The following is a 17,194-nucleotide window of genomic DNA, read 5'->3' as shown; positions in this document are numbered from 1 at the left end:
GCTCCTCTTACAGGCCGAGGTCGTTGCGCATGCCGGCCAACTGGTCGACACCGTTGATCGCGCGGACACCGTTGACCGGATCGATCTCGTAGACCTCGCGGCCATCGACTTCCAGCTTGTAGTAGCTGACCGCAACGGTGTACTTGAACTCGGCTTTCTCGCCGGCCTTCCAGTCGCCCGGGTCGACCTCCTTGAGCAGGCCGCGCAGGGTAGCCACCACTGGCACGCTGGCGCCCTTCTGGCCCTTGAAGGAGCCGCGGAACACGCCATTGAAAGCGCTCTGGTCGGCCAGGCCGAAGAAATTCAGTGCTTCTCGGCGGGCACCGTTGGTGGAGAACTTGGCCTCCATCGCCTCCAGGCCCATGTCGATGGATACCGGCGCATCCATGCCGCCGGCACGGTATTGCTCGGTCTTCACAGCCAGCTTGGGCAGGGTCAGGGATGGCACGTCACCGGCGAAGCTCACGCCGTCGATGAACAGGTTGGTATTGGTCAGGGTTTGCGGAATCATCACGGGCGCTCCTTAGGCGACATCCAGAACTTCGGTGAGCCACTGGTCGGTCACCTCGACACGGAAATTGGGGTTCTCGGCAGGCGGCACATCGGTGAAGCGGATGTTCCAGTACACCTTGCCCTGGGCCAGCTGGCTGGCGCTGTTCAGGTCCGGGTCGGCATAGACCTCGAAGTTGATCACCGCGCCCTGGTTCTTCAGATCGCGCATGAAGGCGCGCAGGCCCTCGGTGACATCCTTCACGTAGGTCTTGGTGATGCCGCGGTCCACCGCCCACTTGTGCCCGGCGAGGATCGCATCCATCACCAGGTCCATGGTCCGAACGCGGGTGACGAAAGCCCACTTGCTGTCGCTGGACAAGGTGCGATTGCCCCACAGGCGATAGCCATCGTCGCGAATGATCGTGGCGATATTGGCGTTGTTGAGCAGGTTGGCGCGACAGGTCTCATCACCGTCGAGGAACTCCACCGGACGGCTGGTGCCGGTGATGCCCTTGATCTCCTTGTTCGACGGCGAGGACCAGAAGCCGTACTCGGCGTCGGTCCAGGCGAACAGGCCGGCGGCGTAGGCCGAAGCCGGGGCCTTGCGTGCGGCATTGGTGGCGCTGTCCCAAACCTGCACGCCCGGGTCGACCATGAACAGGCGCTTGCTGCCGAAGTTCTTGGCGTAGGCGACGGCCGCCTCGTCGGTGCTATTGGGACCATCGAGAATGGCGATGGCCCGCAGTTTCTCGGCCAGCCCGTCCATGGCGGTGGCCACCACTTGCTGGGCCGAATGACCCGGCGCAACTAGTAGACGCGGCTGAGCATTGAAGCGGCTCTTGCCGTCTAGCAGAGCCTGCAGTCCGGTGCGCTCGCCGGCGGCGCTGACACCACCTATGACGGCGCTGGCCTGGGCCTCGGGAGTCTCCGCGGCTTCCACGCCCACCGCAACGATCACGGCCTGGGCACGATTGTAGATGGCCTCGCAGGCCAGATAGATCGACGAGCCGATGCCGAACGCCGCGGCGGCGTCCTTCTTGCTGGTGAGCAGCACCGGAACGTTGGGCTTGGCGCTTGCCTGCGCCCCCGGCGTGAACACATCGCAGAGGCCGATGACGGAGCTGGCCGGCAGCGCGATGGTGCGCGCACCGATATCGACGTTGGTTACCGTAACGCCGTGGAAGAAACTCATAGGTAGATCTCCATTAATGAAAAACCCCGCACGAGGCGGGGTTCAGGGGGTGATGAGCGATTGGAGCCAGGCAGGCGGCTCGGGCCTTGCGTTCAGGTCGGGAAACTCCGCGGCAATAGGCCAGTCGCGAAGAACGGCGCGATAGAGAGTTAGCTCACGAAGCTGCTCCTGGCTCAGAGTCGTAGTTTTTCCCAGGTCCTGCTCGTCACGATGCCGAGCGAGAGGCCCGTCGGTGAGCTGTAACTGCCGGTCGCGCCAGATGCGTTCCCGTTGGACGAGAATGTCCTTGGCCGGAGCCGGCGGATCGACGCAGATAGGGCGACCGGTGTGGTCCGTGACAATTCGTTTCCCTTCGCTCTGCGCACGAAGAAGAGCCTGGTACTCGGCGTCTTCGAGAGGATGCATTTCATCCTCCAGAGGCATGCGGGACCCATGAATTTCCTTCGAATAAAAGCCGCCCGTGGCGGCATGGAAAAAAATCATTTTCACCTCAATAGCCGATAGCCATCACTCTGATGCCATAGTTTTGAGCCAGTCCGTAGTACTCGGAGGAAACGATCACACATCCCGTGTTGCTGACGCTGACATCGGCGACCGTAACGGTCGATGCGGACGTCGCTGGTCGCCCCACCTCCTTGACAGTCGGTACGACATGCAGACAGGCGCTAGGGAATGCGATCGGGAACGTCAAGGTACGATCGATTATTCCACCGGGATGATCTCCTACGTTCACCTGCATCCACTGGACGATCAGACCGGTATCGTTGTCCTTCCACCAACCATTGAGCGCCCGGCTCGCCGTGGCCGGCACTCCGGCACCAATGTTGTTGCGTGCTCCGGCCGCTGTATTGGCGCCAAGGCCACCACGAGCGAGAGGCAAGATGCCGGAGGTGATCTGGCTGGTATCGTGGTTATGCCCTGAGGGCGGGAAAGTTGCCGGCTTACCCGGCAAAGCCGCCCAGGTAAATCCCACCTTTGGCAGGTAGCTGGCCGGATCGAAGTTTCCATCGTCCCAGTTCTGCCGCCACGGACGCCAAGAGCCCGCATAGCAGCAGCGCGAATATGTGCTTCCGTTGAGTGTTACGTAGGTCTGATAGATATGGTCTGCATGTGCGCGGTAGACAATCAGCAAACCGGCCAGCCCCACGGGATAGTTAGCTCCACCCGCCGCCCATTCCGATGTCGATTGCAACCACCATCCGGAATTGACGAAGCTGTTTATATTGACGCCATTTCCAATGGATCCGTCAGTCGTCTTCGTGAATGCACCTCCCAGGTCACAACGTTGCCAAGGCGACCAGACCCTGTTCGCCGGGTTCTGCTCCACAGGCATGGTGTAAGCGAAACGCATATACATCTCCGCAGTGCCATTGTAACTGGTGGCTATCTGCGAAGCGTTTCCGGTCTGGTCCGGATAGAACATTGACTGGATATAGAAATACCGCCCTGCAACAGGTCCGTTCGCGTGATTAGTCAGCATCAGTGGAACCATTACGACGTTCGGATCGCTCGTCGACCCAACCGAGGTAGTCAAACCACGCGCAAAGGCAGGCAAACGCTGCTCGGCCAGCACCCCGCTGACCAGCTTCGAAGCATCCAGCCCGGGAATGTCCGTCGCCGCCAGCGCCATTCCAGCAGTCACCCTTCCCTTCGTATCCACGGTCACCTTCGGATAGCTGCCCGCCGCCACACCGGTAGCGGAAAGACTCAGCGGCGCAGAAACATTGGCACTGCCGTCGAAGGTCACCGACCAGGAGGCATCGCCACTGGCTGCCAGGCTGCGCGGTGCGGCCAGCCTGCTGGATGACACGGCGTTGCCATCGACTCGCAGCGCATCGGTGATGCCATAGCCGGCCAGGGTGGTGGCCTTGTTCGCTTTCTGCGCCAGTTTTCCGTCGGTATCGGCCTTGGTATAGGCATCTCCGATCGCATAGCCGGCCAGGGTGGTCGGATTGCTGCCCTGGGTGACCACCCCGTTGGCGTTCACCGTGACCGAGCGATAGCTGCCCGCCGTCACGCCGGAAGGCGCCAGGCCAATGCTGCGGTCGGCAGAAAGATCGCCCCCACCGACCAGGCCATTGCCAGCCAGGATCTTGCGGCCCTTGAAATCGGCAGCGACCTTTTCCTTCACCCAGTCCTGAGTGGCGTAGATGATGCCGTTGTCGATCAGCAGCTGGACATTCTCCAGCCCGGAGAGTGCGATGTTCACCCGAATGGTCTGGGTCCGCGCACTGCCACTTTCCATTGCTGCCTTGTAGCTGGGCGGGCAGTTGGATACCGCGACGAACTTGCCGTCGGCATCCTGCAGGCCGATCTCGCGGATCCAGAAGCCACCTACCTCAACTGGAAGCACCACCTCGGCAACCAAGGTATTGGCGTTCTTGTCGGAAACGAACAGCCGATTCAGCTGGGCCCGATGGCGTTGGTTGATCAGGCTCTTCTGCGCCGCCGAAGGCAATGGATCCGGCGTGTCGCCCGGCGCACCGCCGGCATCGCCGATCAGCACATGAGTCGGCTGCCATTTCTTGCCTGCTGCGCTGGCCGCAGCCAGCGCAGCGGCACCTATGTCGGTGAGCAGGCCACCGTATTTCGGAGTATTGGTCGTCATGTCACTGTTTCCAGGGGAAGATTTCCAGGGTGTCGCCGTCGGTCACGGCCAGTCCGTGACGGGACCGGATTACCGGGGTGATGCGCAGGTCCAGGCGGGTCAGGTGTCGACTCACCGGGCGGACGTCATCGAGCAAGCGCTCCAGCTCCAGTGCGGTGCCTTCGTCGATGCCACGGTCACTGACGTCCACGGTGATCTCGAAGGTCCCCGGCACGCCGGTCGGGCTTCGCTGCCACCATTCGGTGACCTCGCTCAGCGCACCGATTGGCTCGACCACTTGGCGCAACGCGGTCAGCGTGCCTTTGCGCTGGTGCAGGACGAAGGACGTCGCTACCGCATTGCGCTTGGCCTCGTCGCTCCAGTCCGGGTCCCAGCGGTCCACCGAGCGCGTCCAGGCCAGGTAGGGCAGCAAGGCCGCCTCACAGCGTGCCGGATCGTTAAGCTCACGAAGCGGCACCGGCAGCTCGGCAGGCAATACATCACCCAGAGAGCGTTCCAGAGAACTCCTGTTTGGCGGCAGCAGGCGGCTACTCATCGACGCCTCCCAAGGTGATCGCGTACCCCGTGCAATAGGCCGCCTGGGTTTCATCCAGGACCACGTCGGCCGCAGGCTCCTGCAGTTCGACGCGCTGCACGCCTTCGACATGCAGGGTGGCGAACAGGGCCGAACGCCGGATGTCGCGGCCCAGGCGGCGCTGGGCGGAAATGTAGTCGCGCAGCGAAGCCTCGGCGGCGGCACGGATCAGCTCGGCCTCGGGACCGGGAAACAGGTAGAGCTGCGCCTTGACCTGATAGGGAACGATGCCTGCCGAGCGCACCGTTACCCGATCCGCGACAGGACGCACGTCCTCCACGTTCAGCGCCAGGCGCACTGCCTGCAACACCGCTTCCGGTGCCTGCCCGTTGCCTTCCACCCCGAGCACGCTGATCAGCACTTCGCAGGGCGCCGGACTGGTCGCAGAGGCATCCGCCACCCTTCCATCCGCGCCCAGCGCATGGGCTATATAGGCATTCCGCGGTCCTGCGACGGATAGCTGCTCGAACGCGAGCTGGATGCGATTGCGCAGCGACTTGTCGCTCTCGTACTGCGCCTCCACCGGCGGTACCGCCTCGGGCTGAGCGGGCCTGATCAGCAAACGCTGCACATTGAAGCCGGCACCGATCTGGTCGAGATCGGCACCGCTGGCGTATGCCAGCATCACCGCCCGCGCCGCATCGTTGATCCGCGCCCGCAGCAGCAGTTCTCGATAGGCCGCCAGTTGCAGAAGCTTGAGAACCGGATCGGACTCCACCTCCGCTGTCCATTCACCAGCCATGGCTTCGCGGAAGTCGCCCAACAGCTCCTGGTAAATCGTCTCGAAATCGAGGTTTTCGATAACCTCTGGCTCCGGCAACTGGGAAAGATCGATGATCACGCCGAGACCTCCATATTGATGTTCTCGCCCTCGAACACGCCGCTCAGGAGCAGATCCACGCGGCCATCGACGACCGCGACGACTCGCACGGCAGACAATGCGATGCGCGGTTCCCAGCGCCCCAGGGAACGGGCTACCTCGGCCTGCACGGCGCTTTTCCAGCCTTCGCTCACCGGCATGTCGACCATCCGCCGCAGCTTGCTGCCGTACTCGGGGCGCATGCGCCTGCTGCCCAACGGGGTGGTCAGGATGTCCTCGACGGACTGTTTAAGATGAGCCAGGCCGGACAGGGGTAGCCCGCTACGGCGATCCATCCCGATCATCGCCCTGCCCTCCCGCTCCGGCAGAGACAGGCCGCGCCTGGCTCCGAATGGCTGTGAGTGTTGCCCATGGCGAACTCCGCAAACGAAAAGGCCCGCTCGCGCGGGCCGGTTGAATGTTCGACGGACCGCCCTTCGGCAGCCCCGTCGTATGTTCAATGGGTGTGGTGGTTGCTGTTGCCGGCGGTGTCGATGATCGAGCCGCCGCCGAGGATGTCTCCGCTGACCGTCAGTGTCCCGGCGATCTCCACCGGTCCTTCCAGGCTGATCTTCGGCGCCTTGAGACTGACCGCCCCGTCGCTGACCCGCACCTCGCTGGCGCCGACCCTCACTTCCACGGTGCCGCTGGGCAGCTCGACGCGGTAGCGATGCGCAGCCCAGTCGTAACTCAACGAGGCGCCGTCGTCGAAACGCCAGGTCTCACTGCTGGCGCTGTTGTCCGGCGCCGTGCCCGCATCGCCGTACAGACCGGGAATAAAGGTACCCATTGACACTCCGCCCGACGGGCTGAGCAGTATCCCCTGTTCGCCTATGCTCGGCGCACGCCAGTGGCGAACCTTGCCGGCTGCCAGGGAGTGCCAGCGCAGCCAGCCGCTGGTCCAGTCGCCGGAGCGCACCCGTACCCGCGCCGCTGCCAGGTCCACGGCGACCACCACGCAGGGCAGGATCATCGCGGCGAGCATGCGGTCATGCTCCGCACTGACATAGCTCATGCCAACGCCTCCGGAGCGAAGTAGTCCGGCTCATGGCCGGGGCCGGTCTGCGGGTCGAAGCCCAGCATCAGGCTGCCCGGCGGCTGGTCCTCCCAGGCCCACTCCGGGTCTCCGAGACGCAGCGACTGCGTCCACTCGACCAGCCAGACACGCAGGCTCTTCAGCTCCTCGCGACTGCCGTCGACGGCCGAGCGTACGAAGCGCGCCGGTTCCAGAGACAGGTTCCAGGTCTGCTCGCGCAATGTCCGAACGATTCCGCAAGCAATGGATACCGCCTGGCGATCGCCATCAGGCGGCACCATTATCCGCGCCTGCAGGCGGCACAGCAGGGCGCTCTCGCCGGTACCGGGATCGCGCTCGGGCAGTAGCTCGGCTATTTCCAGGGAAACCGCCGGGGTATTTTCCGGCACGCCTGGCCAGAAGCCGATCAACTGCGCCTCCGGCAGACGCTCACGCAGTACCTGCTCGATGGCCGCGTACAGAGCCTCGAGCGTGACAGCCTGTTCAGGCATGGTTGACTCCTTCGATCAGTTTCAATGCGGGCCACGGTCGCCCGACTGTTCCTCGGGCAGCTCGCAAACCCCCAGGCGCCGGGCGGCCCAGCGTTCGTAGAGGCCGACGGCGATCTCCGCGCCGGCCGCGGCGGTCAGGCTGCCCAGCGCCGCGGCGAACAGCAGCGCGGCGCCGCAAGCCAACGCCAACAGCATCACCGCCACGCCGCAGACGATCGACGCGCCGGAGCGCAGCGCCAGGCGCCGCAACAAGGCCCAGCCGCCGAGACCGGCCTTGTCGGCACGCCACATCTCGCCGCTGACGCCGCCCAGCGCGGCGAGCAGGATCAGTACCCAGAGCGGCATTTCCGTCAGTGTCTGCGGTTCGTTGCCCATGAGTCCCTCCTTGGCAGGCAGCGCCGGGCACGTCCGCACGAACGTTTTCCCGGGCAATAAAAAACCCGGCGCCAGGGCCGGGTTCCGGTGCTTCACGAGTGCCTCCCTGGGGACGCACCTTTACAAGAATGACTACTTTTTACCGCCCGATTCCCAGCCCGGCAATGCCTTCTCGACAATCCACTGCAATAGGAGGGAGACGCACCACGATATGAGGGTGATATACCGCCCTGGGAACCTTCGCCAGGCATCCGGGCAAGTGCGTACCCACTTCCGATATGGAAAAGCCCGGCATCGACTGACGAAAAGGATGGATCCGCCAGCCCGTCCCCGCCTCTACCGTGCAGGGTCCGCTGCTGTGCATGGGGCTCGCCGCCTCCATGGGCGACAGGCATAAAAAAACCGGCCCGAAGGCCGGTTGGAAAATTCCAGGGGGGACCAGGATCCGGTCCAGGAACTCAGGCCGCCCGCCGCAACAGGCCGTCCTGGATACCCTGGTGCGCCACATGCAGGCGCAGATAAAAGGTGTTGCGGCTGCAACCGCAGTGGTGGTACTTCTGCTCGGGGAAGCTGTCGCGATTGAGATAGTGCTCCACCACCACGGTCTTCAGTTCCTCGGGTAGGCGATTTACCAGGCGATCGACCTCCGCCACACGGTCGAGGATCACCCGGCTGCCACGGTGGCCGCGGACCACCTCGCCCTTGCTGGCGATCAGCATGGCGATCAGGTTGCCGCCGGCGTAGCCGCCTCCGTTGCTGCCTGGCGCGTGCATTTCCTCGGCCCAGAGCTTGAGCATTTCATCGATGGCTTTGATCACGGTCGTGTCTCCTTTCACTGCCCGCGAGGGCTCGACATGAGGTCGGTTCAACGGCGCTCGTGGCGGTCCTGGCAGTCGATGCAGCGACTGCAACCCGATGCCGCCCGGCGGCGCGCCTGGGGAATGGGCTCGCCGCAGTCCTCGCAGTCTTCCGCGGACTCGCGGATGGCCAGCGCCGGGCGCGCCGCCAGGAGGCCGTCGAGGCGAGCCAGGACCAGTTCGTTGGCGTGATCGGCAAGGTCAGCCATGGAAAGCCTCCCTGGCGTGCCCGACGCCCGACGGCCGAATGGATGGAACATGACAGATGCGCGGCGCCGGTTCGGCGACCTGCGTTCCTCTGCGCGGAAATGGCGAGTGCGTATCTCGCGACATGGCAATGACTCCCTGTACGACGCCGCCGTACCTGAAGCAGGTCGGCGACAGAATGAATGAGCGGGACGGAGCGTCTGCATGGACGGCGCTCCGGCCCTCCAGGTGCCGGAGCGCTTTCCCGTGGCCCCGGCACCCAAGCAGTCGGCACCTGCATCGTCGGTCGCCGACAACCGGGTGCGTCCCTGCACCCATGTGAAATCTCTGAAAGGCGGGTGGGAAGTTGTGGAACTCACCCCTTCCGCTTTCTGACGGAAGAGAAATTACAACCAAAGCTATTTATCGTCAACACCTAGGCTCTTTACAGAGAATCCATCGGTCTGTAGATTGCCGAGCATGGACAAGAGCAGCCAGATCCCGCCCGACAGCTTCGCCGCTCGCCTCAAGCAGGCCATGGCGATGCGCAACCTGAAGCAGGAAACCCTCGCCGAAGCGGCAGGGGTTTCGCAGAACACCATTCACAAGCTGACCTCGGGCAAGGCCCAGAGCACCCGCAAGCTGATCGAGATCGCGGCGGCCCTGGGCGTCTCGCCGGTCTGGCTGCAGACCGGCGAAGGCACTCCAGCCGCGCGCAGTGCCGTGTCCGTGGCCGATGGCAGCCCATTGGTGCTGGAACCGCTGCATCCGTGGGACAGCGACACACCGCTGGACGAAGACGAAGTGGAACTGCCGCTGTACAAGGAAGTGGAGATGTCCGCCGGCGCCGGACGCACTGCGGTACGCGAGATAGAGGGGCGCAAGCTGCGTTTTTCCTATGCCACGCTGCGTGCCTCGGGCGTCGATCCGTCGGCGGCGATCTGCGCCCAACTCACCGGCAACAGCATGGAACCGCTGATCATGGATGGCTCCACCATCGGCGTGGACACCGCCACCACCCATATCACCGATGGCGAGATCTACGCCCTCGAACATGACGGCATGCTGCGGGTGAAGTTCGTCTATCGCCTGCCCGGCGGCGGCATTCGCCTGCGCAGCTTCAACCGCGAGGAATATCCGGACGAGGAGTACTCGCCGGAGGACATGCGCAGCCGCCAGATCAGCATGATCGGTTGGGTCTTCTGGTGGTCCACCGTACGCCACCGGCGCGGCCCGTCCCTGGTGCGGTGAGCGCCTGGCGCTCGCCCGCTCTACAACTTCAGCTATTGAACAAGAAAACAACCTGAGCTATATTTCCCTCAACGACGTGCAGCCGCAGGAGGGAATACCATGCAGCCATCCATCGCCCCTAGCACTCCGATTCCACGCCAGGAAACCGTGGAATTGGTCTACCGCATCTTCGGCGACGTCCTGGTGCCGCTGGAGCAGGTTCGCGAACGCTGGTTTCGCAACCTGAACAAGGAAAACTTCAGCAAGGCCCTGGCATGCGGGCGGATCGCCCTGCCAGTGACGACCCTCGACGATAGCCACAAGGCCATGCAGTTCGTGGCCCTCGATCACCTCGCCGCCTACGTCGACCAGCGCGCGAACCAAGCCGGAAGCGCCCGTCGAGCACAGCCAGGTGCGGATAGCGTCGCATCCTGAGCGGCCCGCCGTTGCCAGCATCGTAGGGAGCGACACCATGCTCCGCCTGGCGGATATCGCGTGGTGATGTCCCCCCTACGAAAGCGCCTTCTGCGTAGGCAAGTAATGCCGAAGGCGTCATCCGCCAACCGGACATATCGATCACTTCATCTCGAGGCGGGTTCGGCGTCCTGCCCCCTGGCGGATATCGCGCCGCGATATTCGCCCTACGAAAGCGGTTCCGCGTAGGGCGAAGCCAATGCGTGGGTCCAGCCGGGCATAAAAAAGGCGGATGACGCAAACGCCATCCGCCTTCTTTTCTTCCGCCTCGCGCCGTCTTATTCGACGCTCTGCTCGGCCAGCGCCACGGCGCGGAACATCGCCCGGCGCTTGTTGATGGTTTCTTCCCACTCCAGCGCCGGCACCGAGTCGGCAACGATACCGCCGCCGGCCTGCACGTGGAGTTCACCGTTCTTGATCACCGCGGTGCGGATGGCAATGGCGGTGTCCATGTTGCCGTTCCATGCCAGGTAGCCGACCGCGCCGCCGTAGACTCCACGCTTGACCGGCTCCAGCTCGTCGATGATCTCCATGGCGCGGATCTTCGGCGCGCCGGACAGCGTACCCGCCGGCAGGATCGCCCGCAGCGCGTCCATCGCGCTGAGCCCCTCGCGCAATTGCCCGGTGACGTTGGACACGATGTGCATGACGTTGGAGTAACGTTCGATCACCATTTTTTCGGTGACCTTCACCGCGCCGATATCGGACACCCGCCCCACGTCGTTGCGCCCCAGGTCGATCAGCATCAGGTGCTCGGCGATCTCCTTGGCGTCCGATAGCAGATCCTGCTCCAGCGCCAGGTCGGCCTCTTCGTTGATCCCGCGCGGACGGGTGCCGGCGATCGGGCGCACCGTGACCAGGCCATCCTCGACCCGTACCAGCACCTCCGGCGAGCTACCCACGACATGGAAGTCGCCGAAGTTGAAGAAGTACATGTAGGGCGTCGGATTGAAACAGCGCAGCGCGCGGTACAGGTCGATGGGCGCCGCCTTGAACTCGATGGACATGCGCTGCGACGGCACCACCTGCATGCAGTCGCCGGCCAGGATGTAGTCCTTGATCCTTCCTACCGCGTTTTCATAGTCCTCGCGGGTGAAGCTGGCACGAAACGCCGGCTCCCGGCCCTGGGCCGCCTCGAGGTCGAGGCCGCGACGCGGGGTGATCGGCTGGCGCAGACGCTCCAGCAGCTCCTCCAGACGTGCCTGGCCGCGCTCGTAGGCATTTTCCTCGGAGGGATCGGCGAGGACGATGGAGTGGATCTTCCCAGCCAGGTTGTCGAATACCACTACGGCATCGGACACCATCAACAGGATATCCGGGTTGCCCAGCGGGTCCGGGTTCGGACAGGTGGCCAGGCGTTTTTCCACGTAGCGCACGCAGTCGTAACCGAAATAGCCGACCAGGCCTCCATCGAAACGTGGCAAGCCGGGCACGGTGGGCACCTGGTAGCGCGCCTTGAACTCCTCGACGAAAGCCAGCGGGTCGGCGCAATCGAAGCGCTCGGTTTCCATGCCATCGATGCTGATCCGCACTTGATGGTCGTAGACCCGCAGCACCGTGCGACACGGCAGGCCGATGATCGAATAGCGCCCCCATTTCTCGCCGCCCTGCACCGACTCCAGCAGGTAGGAGTTCGGCGCGTCGGCCAGCTTCAGGTAGATCGACAGCGGCGTGTCGAAGTCGGCAAGGGTCTCGAAGGACAGCGGGATGCGGTTGTAGCCATCGGCGGCCAGCCGCAGGAATTCTTCGCGATTCATGATCAGCCTCATCGGAGGAGAGAACGGTCAACAGGGTGCAAACGCCGGCTATCCGGCGGAGGATGATGTCAGGCGCGCCAGCGCCAACGCGCCAGGGCCTTGATGACCTTCATCCAGAGTTTGCTGACCGCCACGGCTTGATCTCGCTGGTCGGAGGGGGAAAGGGAGTCGTCCGGCAACACTATCTCAGCGGCCTGGTCGGCGCAAGGCAGCAGGTCGCGCAGGTTGTCGATGACCAGGGTGGGCGCTTCCTCGGCGATCGGCCGGCCGTGGTTGTAGCCATAGGTCAGCGCCGCGCAGCGCACACCGGCAGCCTTGGCGGCGAGCACGTCGTTGCGCGAGTCACCGACGAACAACGCATCTTCGGGCTCGATGCCGGCCATCTTCATCACGAACAGCAGCGCCGCCGGGTCGGGCTTCTGCTGCGGCAGGGTGTCGCCGCCGATGATCCAGCGGAAATAGCGACCCAGCTTCATCTCATCCAGCAGCGGAGCGACGAAGCGCTCCGGCTTGTTGGTGATCAGCGCCATTTCCACGCCGTTGCGCTTGAGCCACTTGAGGGTGTCGACGACGCCGGGGTAGACCTCGGTGAGCGCATGACTGTCGGCATAGGCCTCCATGAACAGCGCCAGCGCGGCTTCGGTTTCTTCCTCACCAATGCCGTCATGCTCGATGCTTCCCGCCAGGGCGCGACGCACCAGCACACGCGCGCCGTTACCGATCCACTGGCGGACCTTCTCGATGCCCGCCGGTGGCCGCCCGAGGCTGGCGAGCATGCTGTCGACCGCGGCGGTGAGGTCGGGAACGGAATCGACCAACGTGCCATCCAGGTCGAACATCACCAGACGCGGCAGGCGCGTGGCGAAGAACGGCTCCGCAGCGCTCATTACTGGTGCGCCTGGGCCAGTTCGGCATGCATGGCGCGGATGACCTCGGCGTAGTCCGGGGCGTTGAAGATGGCCGAGCCGGCGACGAAGGTATCGGCGCCCGCCGCGGCGATCTCACGGATGTTCTTGACGTTGACGCCGCCATCGATCTCCAGGCGGATCTCGCGTCCGGAGGCATCGATCAGGGCGCGTGCCTCGCGCAACTTGTCGAGGGTACCGGGGATGAATTTCTGCCCGCCGAAGCCGGGGTTGACGCTCATCAGCAGGACCATGTCGACCTTGTCCATCACGTACTTCAGCACCTCCAGCGGAGTGGCCGGGTTGAACACCAGGCCCGCCTTGCAACCGCCGTCGCGGATCAGTTGCAGGGAACGGTCGATGTGCTGGGAAGCTTCCGGATGGAAGGTGATGTAGGTGGCGCCAGCTTCGATGAAGTCGCCGATGATGCGATCCACCGGGGACACCATCAGGTGCACGTCGATCGGCGCGCTCACGCCGTACTTGCGCAGCGCCGAGCAGACCATCGGGCCGATGGTCAGGTTCGGCACGTAGTGGTTGTCCATCACGTCGAAGTGAACGATGTCGGCACCGGCGGCGAGCACCTTGTCCACGTCCTCGCCCAGGCGGGCGAAATCGGCGGAAAGGATCGACGGAGCGATGGCGAAGGGTTGCATGGCGCACCTCAAAGGGGATCACGGAAGGCGCGCATTGTAGCCGTTATCGGTTTTTGGCGGTGAAAATGACGACTTTTCGCCGCAGCAGCCGACGCCCGGACCAGGCCGGGCGCGCCCTGCGCCTCAGGCGCCGGGTTGTGCTGTACGCATCTTCTCGCTGCGCCCGCGCAGCCACTCCAGGGTCAGCAACAGCAGTACGGAGAAACCGATCAGCAAGGTCGCCGCGGCGGCAATGGTGGGGCTCAGGTTCTCGCGAATGCCGCTGAACATCTGCCGCGGCAGGGTGGCCTGCTCGGGGCCGGCGAGGAAGAGGGTCACTACCACTTCGTCGAACGAGGTGGCGAAGGCGAACAGCGCGCCGGAGATCACCCCGGGAGCGATCAGCGGCAGGGTCACCCGGAAGAAGGTGGTCAGCGGCGGCGCGCCGAGGCTGGCGGCGGCGCGCACCAGGTTGTAGTTGAACCCCTGCAGGGTCGCGGAGACGGTGATGATCACGAACGGCACGCCGAGCACCGCATGCACCACGATCAGCGACAGGTAGCTGTTGCCGAGCCCGAGCGGAGCGAAGAACAGGTAGCTGGCCACGCCGATGATCACCACCGGCACCACCATCGGCGAAATCATCAGGCTCATCACCAGTGCCTTGCCGCGGAACTCGCCGCGGGTCAGGCCGATCGCCGCCAGAGTGCCGAAGACCATCGCCAGCAGGGTCGCCGCCGGAGCGACGATCAAGCTGTTGGTCAACGAGCGCATCCACTCGGCGGACTGGAAGAAGTCGGCGTACCAGCGCAGGGAGAACCCTTGCAGCGGGTAGACCAGGAAGGTACCGGAGTTGAACGACAGCGGCACGATGACCAGCACCGGCAGTACCAGGAACAGCAGTACCAGGCCGCAGAGGATGCGCAGGGAGTAGAACCACAGGCGCTCGACCGGGGACATGTAGGGACTCAGCATGACTCGCTCTCCAATGTGTTTCGTGCGGATCCCCCTCTCCCCGCCCTCCGGGCAGCCTTTTTTCCGAAGGGAGAGGGGAATCGGTTGGCCTTCTCGGAAGGCGCTCTATCCCAGGCGCAGGCGGCTGGCGCCCACCAGCCAGCTGTAGACGACGTAGAGCACCAGGGTAGCGAGCAGCAGCAGGCCGCCGAGGGCGGTGGCCATGCCCCAGTTGATGGTGCTGTTGGTATAGAAGGCGACGAAGTAGCTGACCATCTGGTCGTTCGGGCTGCCCAGCAGCGCCGGGGTGATGTAGTAGCCGATGGACAGGATGAACACCAGCAGGCAACCGGCGCCGACGCCCGCGACGGTCTGTGGGAAATACACCCGCCAGAAGCTGGCGAACGGGTGGCAGCCGAGGGAAATCGCGGCGCGCATGTAGCTCGGCGAAATGCCCTTCATCACGCTGTAGATCGGCAGGATCATGAACGGCAGCATGATGTGCACCATCGCGATGTATACGCCGGTGCGGTTGAACACCAGTTGCAGCGGCTGGTCGATCAGGCCGAGCTTGAGCAGCGCGCCGTTGATCAGGCCACCCGATTGCAGCAGGGCGATCCAGGCGGCGACACGTACCAGGATCGAGGTCCAGAACGGCAGCAGGACCAGGATCATCAGCAGGTTGCTCTTGCGCGTCGGCAGGTTGGCCAGCAGGTAGGCCAGCGGGTAGGCCAGCAGCAGGCAGATGACGGTGATCACCGCGCCCATCCAGAAGGTGCGGGCGAAGATGTCCAGGTAGATGGCCTGGTCCGGGGTGGCGCGCGCCACTTCGCCGAGATCGTCGATCCGGTGGTCGAGGGCTGCGAGCAGGTAATAGGGCGTATAGCTGCTGGCGTTGCGGCGGATCACCTGCCAGTAGGCGGGGTCGCCCCAGCGCTCGTCGAGCTGCTCCATGGCGTCCTTGTAGGAAGCGGGCTCCTCCTTGAACGGCAGCTTGCGCGCGGTCTTCGCCATCAGGCTGCGATAACCGGCCAGTTCCATGTTCAGGCGCTTGGAGAGATCGCCGATGGTCTGGTTGCGACGAGCCTCGGCGAGATCCTGGCTGAGCGCCTTGTAGACGGCGTCGGCCGGCAGCGACTTGCCGTCCCAGGCGGAGATGGCCTCTACCGTCAGCGGCAACGAGCGAACCACTTCCGGGTTGGACACGCTCTTGTAGAGCAGCGCGGCGATCGGCACCAGGAAGGTCAGGACCAGGAAGGCCAGCAGGGGCAGGATCAGCGCCTGGGACTTCAGGCGGTTCATCCGCTCGGCGCGCGCCAGGCGTTGCTTGAGGGTGCTGCCGGTGGCCTGGGACATGGGCACAGCTGTGGCCATAGCGAACTCCGGAAAAAAAGCGGGCCGTCGGGAACGACCCTGGAAAGTGTGGAACGGTAGGAGGAGCCGCCGCGCGGCGGCCCCTCCGGCCCTCACTGGAGGGTCAGGCGAGGATTACCTGGCCGCCCAGGCGTTGAAGCGCTGTTCCAGTTGTTCGCCGTAGTCGGCCCAGAAGGTCACGTCCATTGCCACCTGGTTCTGGATGTTTTCCGGAGTGGTCGGCATGTCCTTCAGCAGGGCCTTGTCCAGCAGCGGCACCGCCTGCTTGTTGGCCGGACCGTAGGCGATGTTTTCCGAGTAAGTCTTCTGCTGCTGGGGCTGCACCGAGAAGGCGATGAACTTCAGGGTCTCTTCCTGTTTCTTCGCCCCCTTCGGGATGGCCCAGGCGTCGAAATCGTAGATGCCGCCGTTCCATACCACCTTCAGGTTGCTTTCCTTCTGCACCGCGGCGATCCGGCCGTTGTAGGCAGAACTCATCACCACGTCGCCGGAAGCCAGGTACTGCGGCGGCTGGGCGCCCGCCTCCCACCACTGGATGCTCGACTTGATCTCGTCGAGCTTCTTGAAGGCGCGATCCTGGCCTTCCTTGGTGGCGAGCACGCCGTAGACGTCCTTCGGCGCCACGCCGTCGGCCATCAGGGCGAATTCGAGGGTGTACTTGGCGCCCTTGCGCAGGCCGCGCTTGCCGGGGAATTTCTTGATGTCCCAGAAGTCCGCCCAACTGGTCGGCGCGCTTTTCAGCTTGTCGGCGTTGTAGGCGAGCACCGTGGACCAGACGAAGAAACCCACGCCGCACGGTTGGATGGCGCCGGGCACGAAGTCCTCGGTCTTACCGAACTGCGCCGGGTCGAGTTCCTCGAACAGGCCTTCGTCGCAGCCGCGCGACAGCTCCGGCGACTCCACTTCCACCAGGTCCCAGGAGACGCTGTTGGTATCGACCATGGCCTTGACCTTGGCCATCTCGCCGTTGTATTCGCCGGCGACGATCCTGTTGCCGGTGGCTTTCTGGTAGGGCTCGTAGAACGCCTTGATCTGGGCGCTCTTGTTGGCCCCGCCGAAGGACACCACGGTCAGGTCCACCGCCATGGCCTGGGCCGCGCAGGCCAGGCCGGCCGCCAGGGTGGCGAACTTCAGGCTGGCCGCTTTCAGGGATTTCGACATTATTGTTCTCTCCACAGTGCAGGGTTGCTTCGGT

The 17,194-nt window shown here is 64.2% G+C and carries 20 protein-coding genes; 2 read left to right on the top strand and 18 right to left on the bottom strand.

Features of this window, described 5'->3' with window-relative positions:
* Positions 1-7: 7 nt before the first annotated feature.
* The 12 genes from LT948_RS13400 to LT948_RS13345 all read right to left on the bottom strand — a co-directional run bounded on the left by LT948_RS13400 (position 8) and on the right by LT948_RS13345 (position 8,693).
* Positions 8-511 carry a phage major tail tube protein gene (locus LT948_RS13400; RefSeq protein ID WP_033996005.1) on the bottom strand — a complete coding sequence of 168 codons (504 nt, stop codon included), beginning with the start codon at positions 509-511 and terminating at the stop codon, positions 8-10.
* A gap of 12 nt (positions 512-523) precedes the next feature.
* Positions 524-1,684: a phage tail sheath subtilisin-like domain-containing protein gene (locus tag LT948_RS13395; protein ID WP_023092366.1), complete on the bottom strand. Its 1,161-nt coding sequence runs from the start codon at positions 1,682-1,684 to the stop codon at positions 524-526.
* 42 nt (positions 1,685-1,726) lie between these two features.
* Positions 1,727-2,167, bottom strand: coding sequence for a hypothetical protein (locus LT948_RS13390; RefSeq protein ID WP_016852415.1), 441 nt, complete (start codon positions 2,165-2,167; stop codon positions 1,727-1,729).
* 7 nt (positions 2,168-2,174) lie between these two features.
* Positions 2,175-4,292 (bottom strand): phage tail-collar fiber domain-containing protein, encoded by a 2,118-nt coding sequence (locus LT948_RS13385; RefSeq protein WP_023092365.1) that lies wholly within the window; start codon positions 4,290-4,292, stop codon positions 2,175-2,177.
* A gap of 1 nt (position 4,293) precedes the next feature.
* A complete protein-coding gene (locus tag LT948_RS13380; RefSeq protein WP_023092364.1) occupies positions 4,294-4,827 on the bottom strand; it encodes a phage tail protein I in 534 nt (177 codons plus the stop codon).
* Positions 4,820-5,707 carry a baseplate assembly protein gene (locus LT948_RS13375; RefSeq protein WP_023092363.1) on the bottom strand — a complete coding sequence of 296 codons (888 nt, stop codon included), beginning with the start codon at positions 5,705-5,707 and terminating at the stop codon, positions 4,820-4,822. The genes LT948_RS13380 and LT948_RS13375 overlap by 8 nt, the downstream gene beginning before the upstream one ends.
* Positions 5,704-6,030, bottom strand: coding sequence for a GPW/gp25 family protein (locus LT948_RS13370; protein ID WP_003085143.1), 327 nt, complete (start codon positions 6,028-6,030; stop codon positions 5,704-5,706). Before LT948_RS13370 ends, LT948_RS13375 begins: the two co-directional genes overlap by 4 nt.
* Before the next feature lie 152 nt (positions 6,031-6,182).
* Positions 6,183-6,740 carry a phage baseplate assembly protein V gene (locus LT948_RS13365; RefSeq protein ID WP_003121844.1) on the bottom strand — a complete coding sequence of 186 codons (558 nt, stop codon included), beginning with the start codon at positions 6,738-6,740 and terminating at the stop codon, positions 6,183-6,185.
* Positions 6,737-7,252 carry a hypothetical protein gene (locus LT948_RS13360; protein ID WP_021263056.1) on the bottom strand — a complete coding sequence of 172 codons (516 nt, stop codon included), beginning with the start codon at positions 7,250-7,252 and terminating at the stop codon, positions 6,737-6,739. The genes LT948_RS13365 and LT948_RS13360 overlap by 4 nt, the downstream gene beginning before the upstream one ends.
* 21 nt (positions 7,253-7,273) lie before the next feature.
* A complete protein-coding gene (locus LT948_RS13355; protein ID WP_003085137.1) occupies positions 7,274-7,627 on the bottom strand; it encodes a phage holin family protein in 354 nt (117 codons plus the stop codon).
* A 458-nt stretch (positions 7,628-8,085) separates the two neighbouring features.
* The gene (locus tag LT948_RS13350; protein WP_023092362.1) at positions 8,086-8,445 is read right to left on the bottom strand and encodes a PA0613 family protein; all 360 of its coding nucleotides are present in this window, start codon (positions 8,443-8,445) and stop codon (positions 8,086-8,088) included.
* Positions 8,446-8,492: 47 nt separating this feature from the next.
* Positions 8,493-8,693 (bottom strand): TraR/DksA C4-type zinc finger protein, encoded by a 201-nt coding sequence (locus tag LT948_RS13345; RefSeq protein ID WP_023092361.1) that lies wholly within the window; start codon positions 8,691-8,693, stop codon positions 8,493-8,495.
* 457 nt (positions 8,694-9,150) lie between these two features.
* On the opposite strand from LT948_RS13345, the gene prtR reads away from it, so the two are divergent.
* Together prtR and prtN are read left to right on the top strand one after the other, a co-directional pair.
* Positions 9,151-9,921 carry a transcriptional regulator PrtR gene (prtR, locus tag LT948_RS13340; RefSeq protein WP_023092359.1) on the top strand — a complete coding sequence of 257 codons (771 nt, stop codon included), beginning with the start codon at positions 9,151-9,153 and terminating at the stop codon, positions 9,919-9,921.
* Positions 9,922-10,020: 99 nt separating this feature from the next.
* Positions 10,021-10,335 carry a pyocin genes transcriptional regulator PrtN gene (prtN, locus tag LT948_RS13335; protein WP_023092358.1) on the top strand — a complete coding sequence of 105 codons (315 nt, stop codon included), beginning with the start codon at positions 10,021-10,023 and terminating at the stop codon, positions 10,333-10,335.
* 317 nt (positions 10,336-10,652) lie between these two features.
* Here prtN and trpE read toward each other — a convergent pair whose 3' ends face one another.
* The 6 genes from trpE to LT948_RS13305 all read right to left on the bottom strand — a co-directional run bounded on the left by trpE (position 10,653) and on the right by LT948_RS13305 (position 17,160).
* On the bottom strand, positions 10,653-12,131 hold the full coding sequence (gene trpE, locus LT948_RS13330; RefSeq protein WP_023092357.1) for an anthranilate synthase component I: 1,479 nt from the start codon (positions 12,129-12,131) through the stop codon (positions 10,653-10,655).
* A 68-nt stretch (positions 12,132-12,199) separates the two neighbouring features.
* Positions 12,200-13,018 (bottom strand): phosphoglycolate phosphatase, encoded by an 819-nt coding sequence (locus tag LT948_RS13325; protein WP_003099532.1) that lies wholly within the window; start codon positions 13,016-13,018, stop codon positions 12,200-12,202.
* A complete protein-coding gene (gene rpe, locus LT948_RS13320; RefSeq protein ID WP_003085122.1) occupies positions 13,018-13,692 on the bottom strand; it encodes a ribulose-phosphate 3-epimerase in 675 nt (224 codons plus the stop codon). Before rpe ends, LT948_RS13325 begins: the two co-directional genes overlap by 1 nt.
* Before the next feature lie 123 nt (positions 13,693-13,815).
* A complete protein-coding gene (locus tag LT948_RS13315) occupies positions 13,816-14,646 on the bottom strand; it encodes an ABC transporter permease (protein WP_023092356.1) in 831 nt (276 codons plus the stop codon).
* Between the two features lie 105 nt (positions 14,647-14,751).
* A complete protein-coding gene (locus LT948_RS13310; RefSeq protein WP_232197080.1) occupies positions 14,752-15,999 on the bottom strand; it encodes an ABC transporter permease in 1,248 nt (415 codons plus the stop codon).
* Positions 16,000-16,113: 114 nt separating this feature from the next.
* Positions 16,114-17,160, bottom strand: coding sequence for an ABC transporter substrate-binding protein (locus tag LT948_RS13305; RefSeq protein ID WP_003109043.1), 1,047 nt, complete (start codon positions 17,158-17,160; stop codon positions 16,114-16,116).
* Between the last annotated feature and the right edge of the window lie 34 nt (positions 17,161-17,194).

It is taken from the genome of Pseudomonas sp. CP-1, from assembly GCF_021213715.1.
Taxonomy (GTDB): Bacteria; Pseudomonadota; Gammaproteobacteria; order Pseudomonadales; family Pseudomonadaceae; genus Pseudomonas; species Pseudomonas aeruginosa.
The sequence above is the reverse complement of the archived record's forward strand: the minus strand, read 5'-3'. Positions and strand labels throughout refer to the sequence as shown.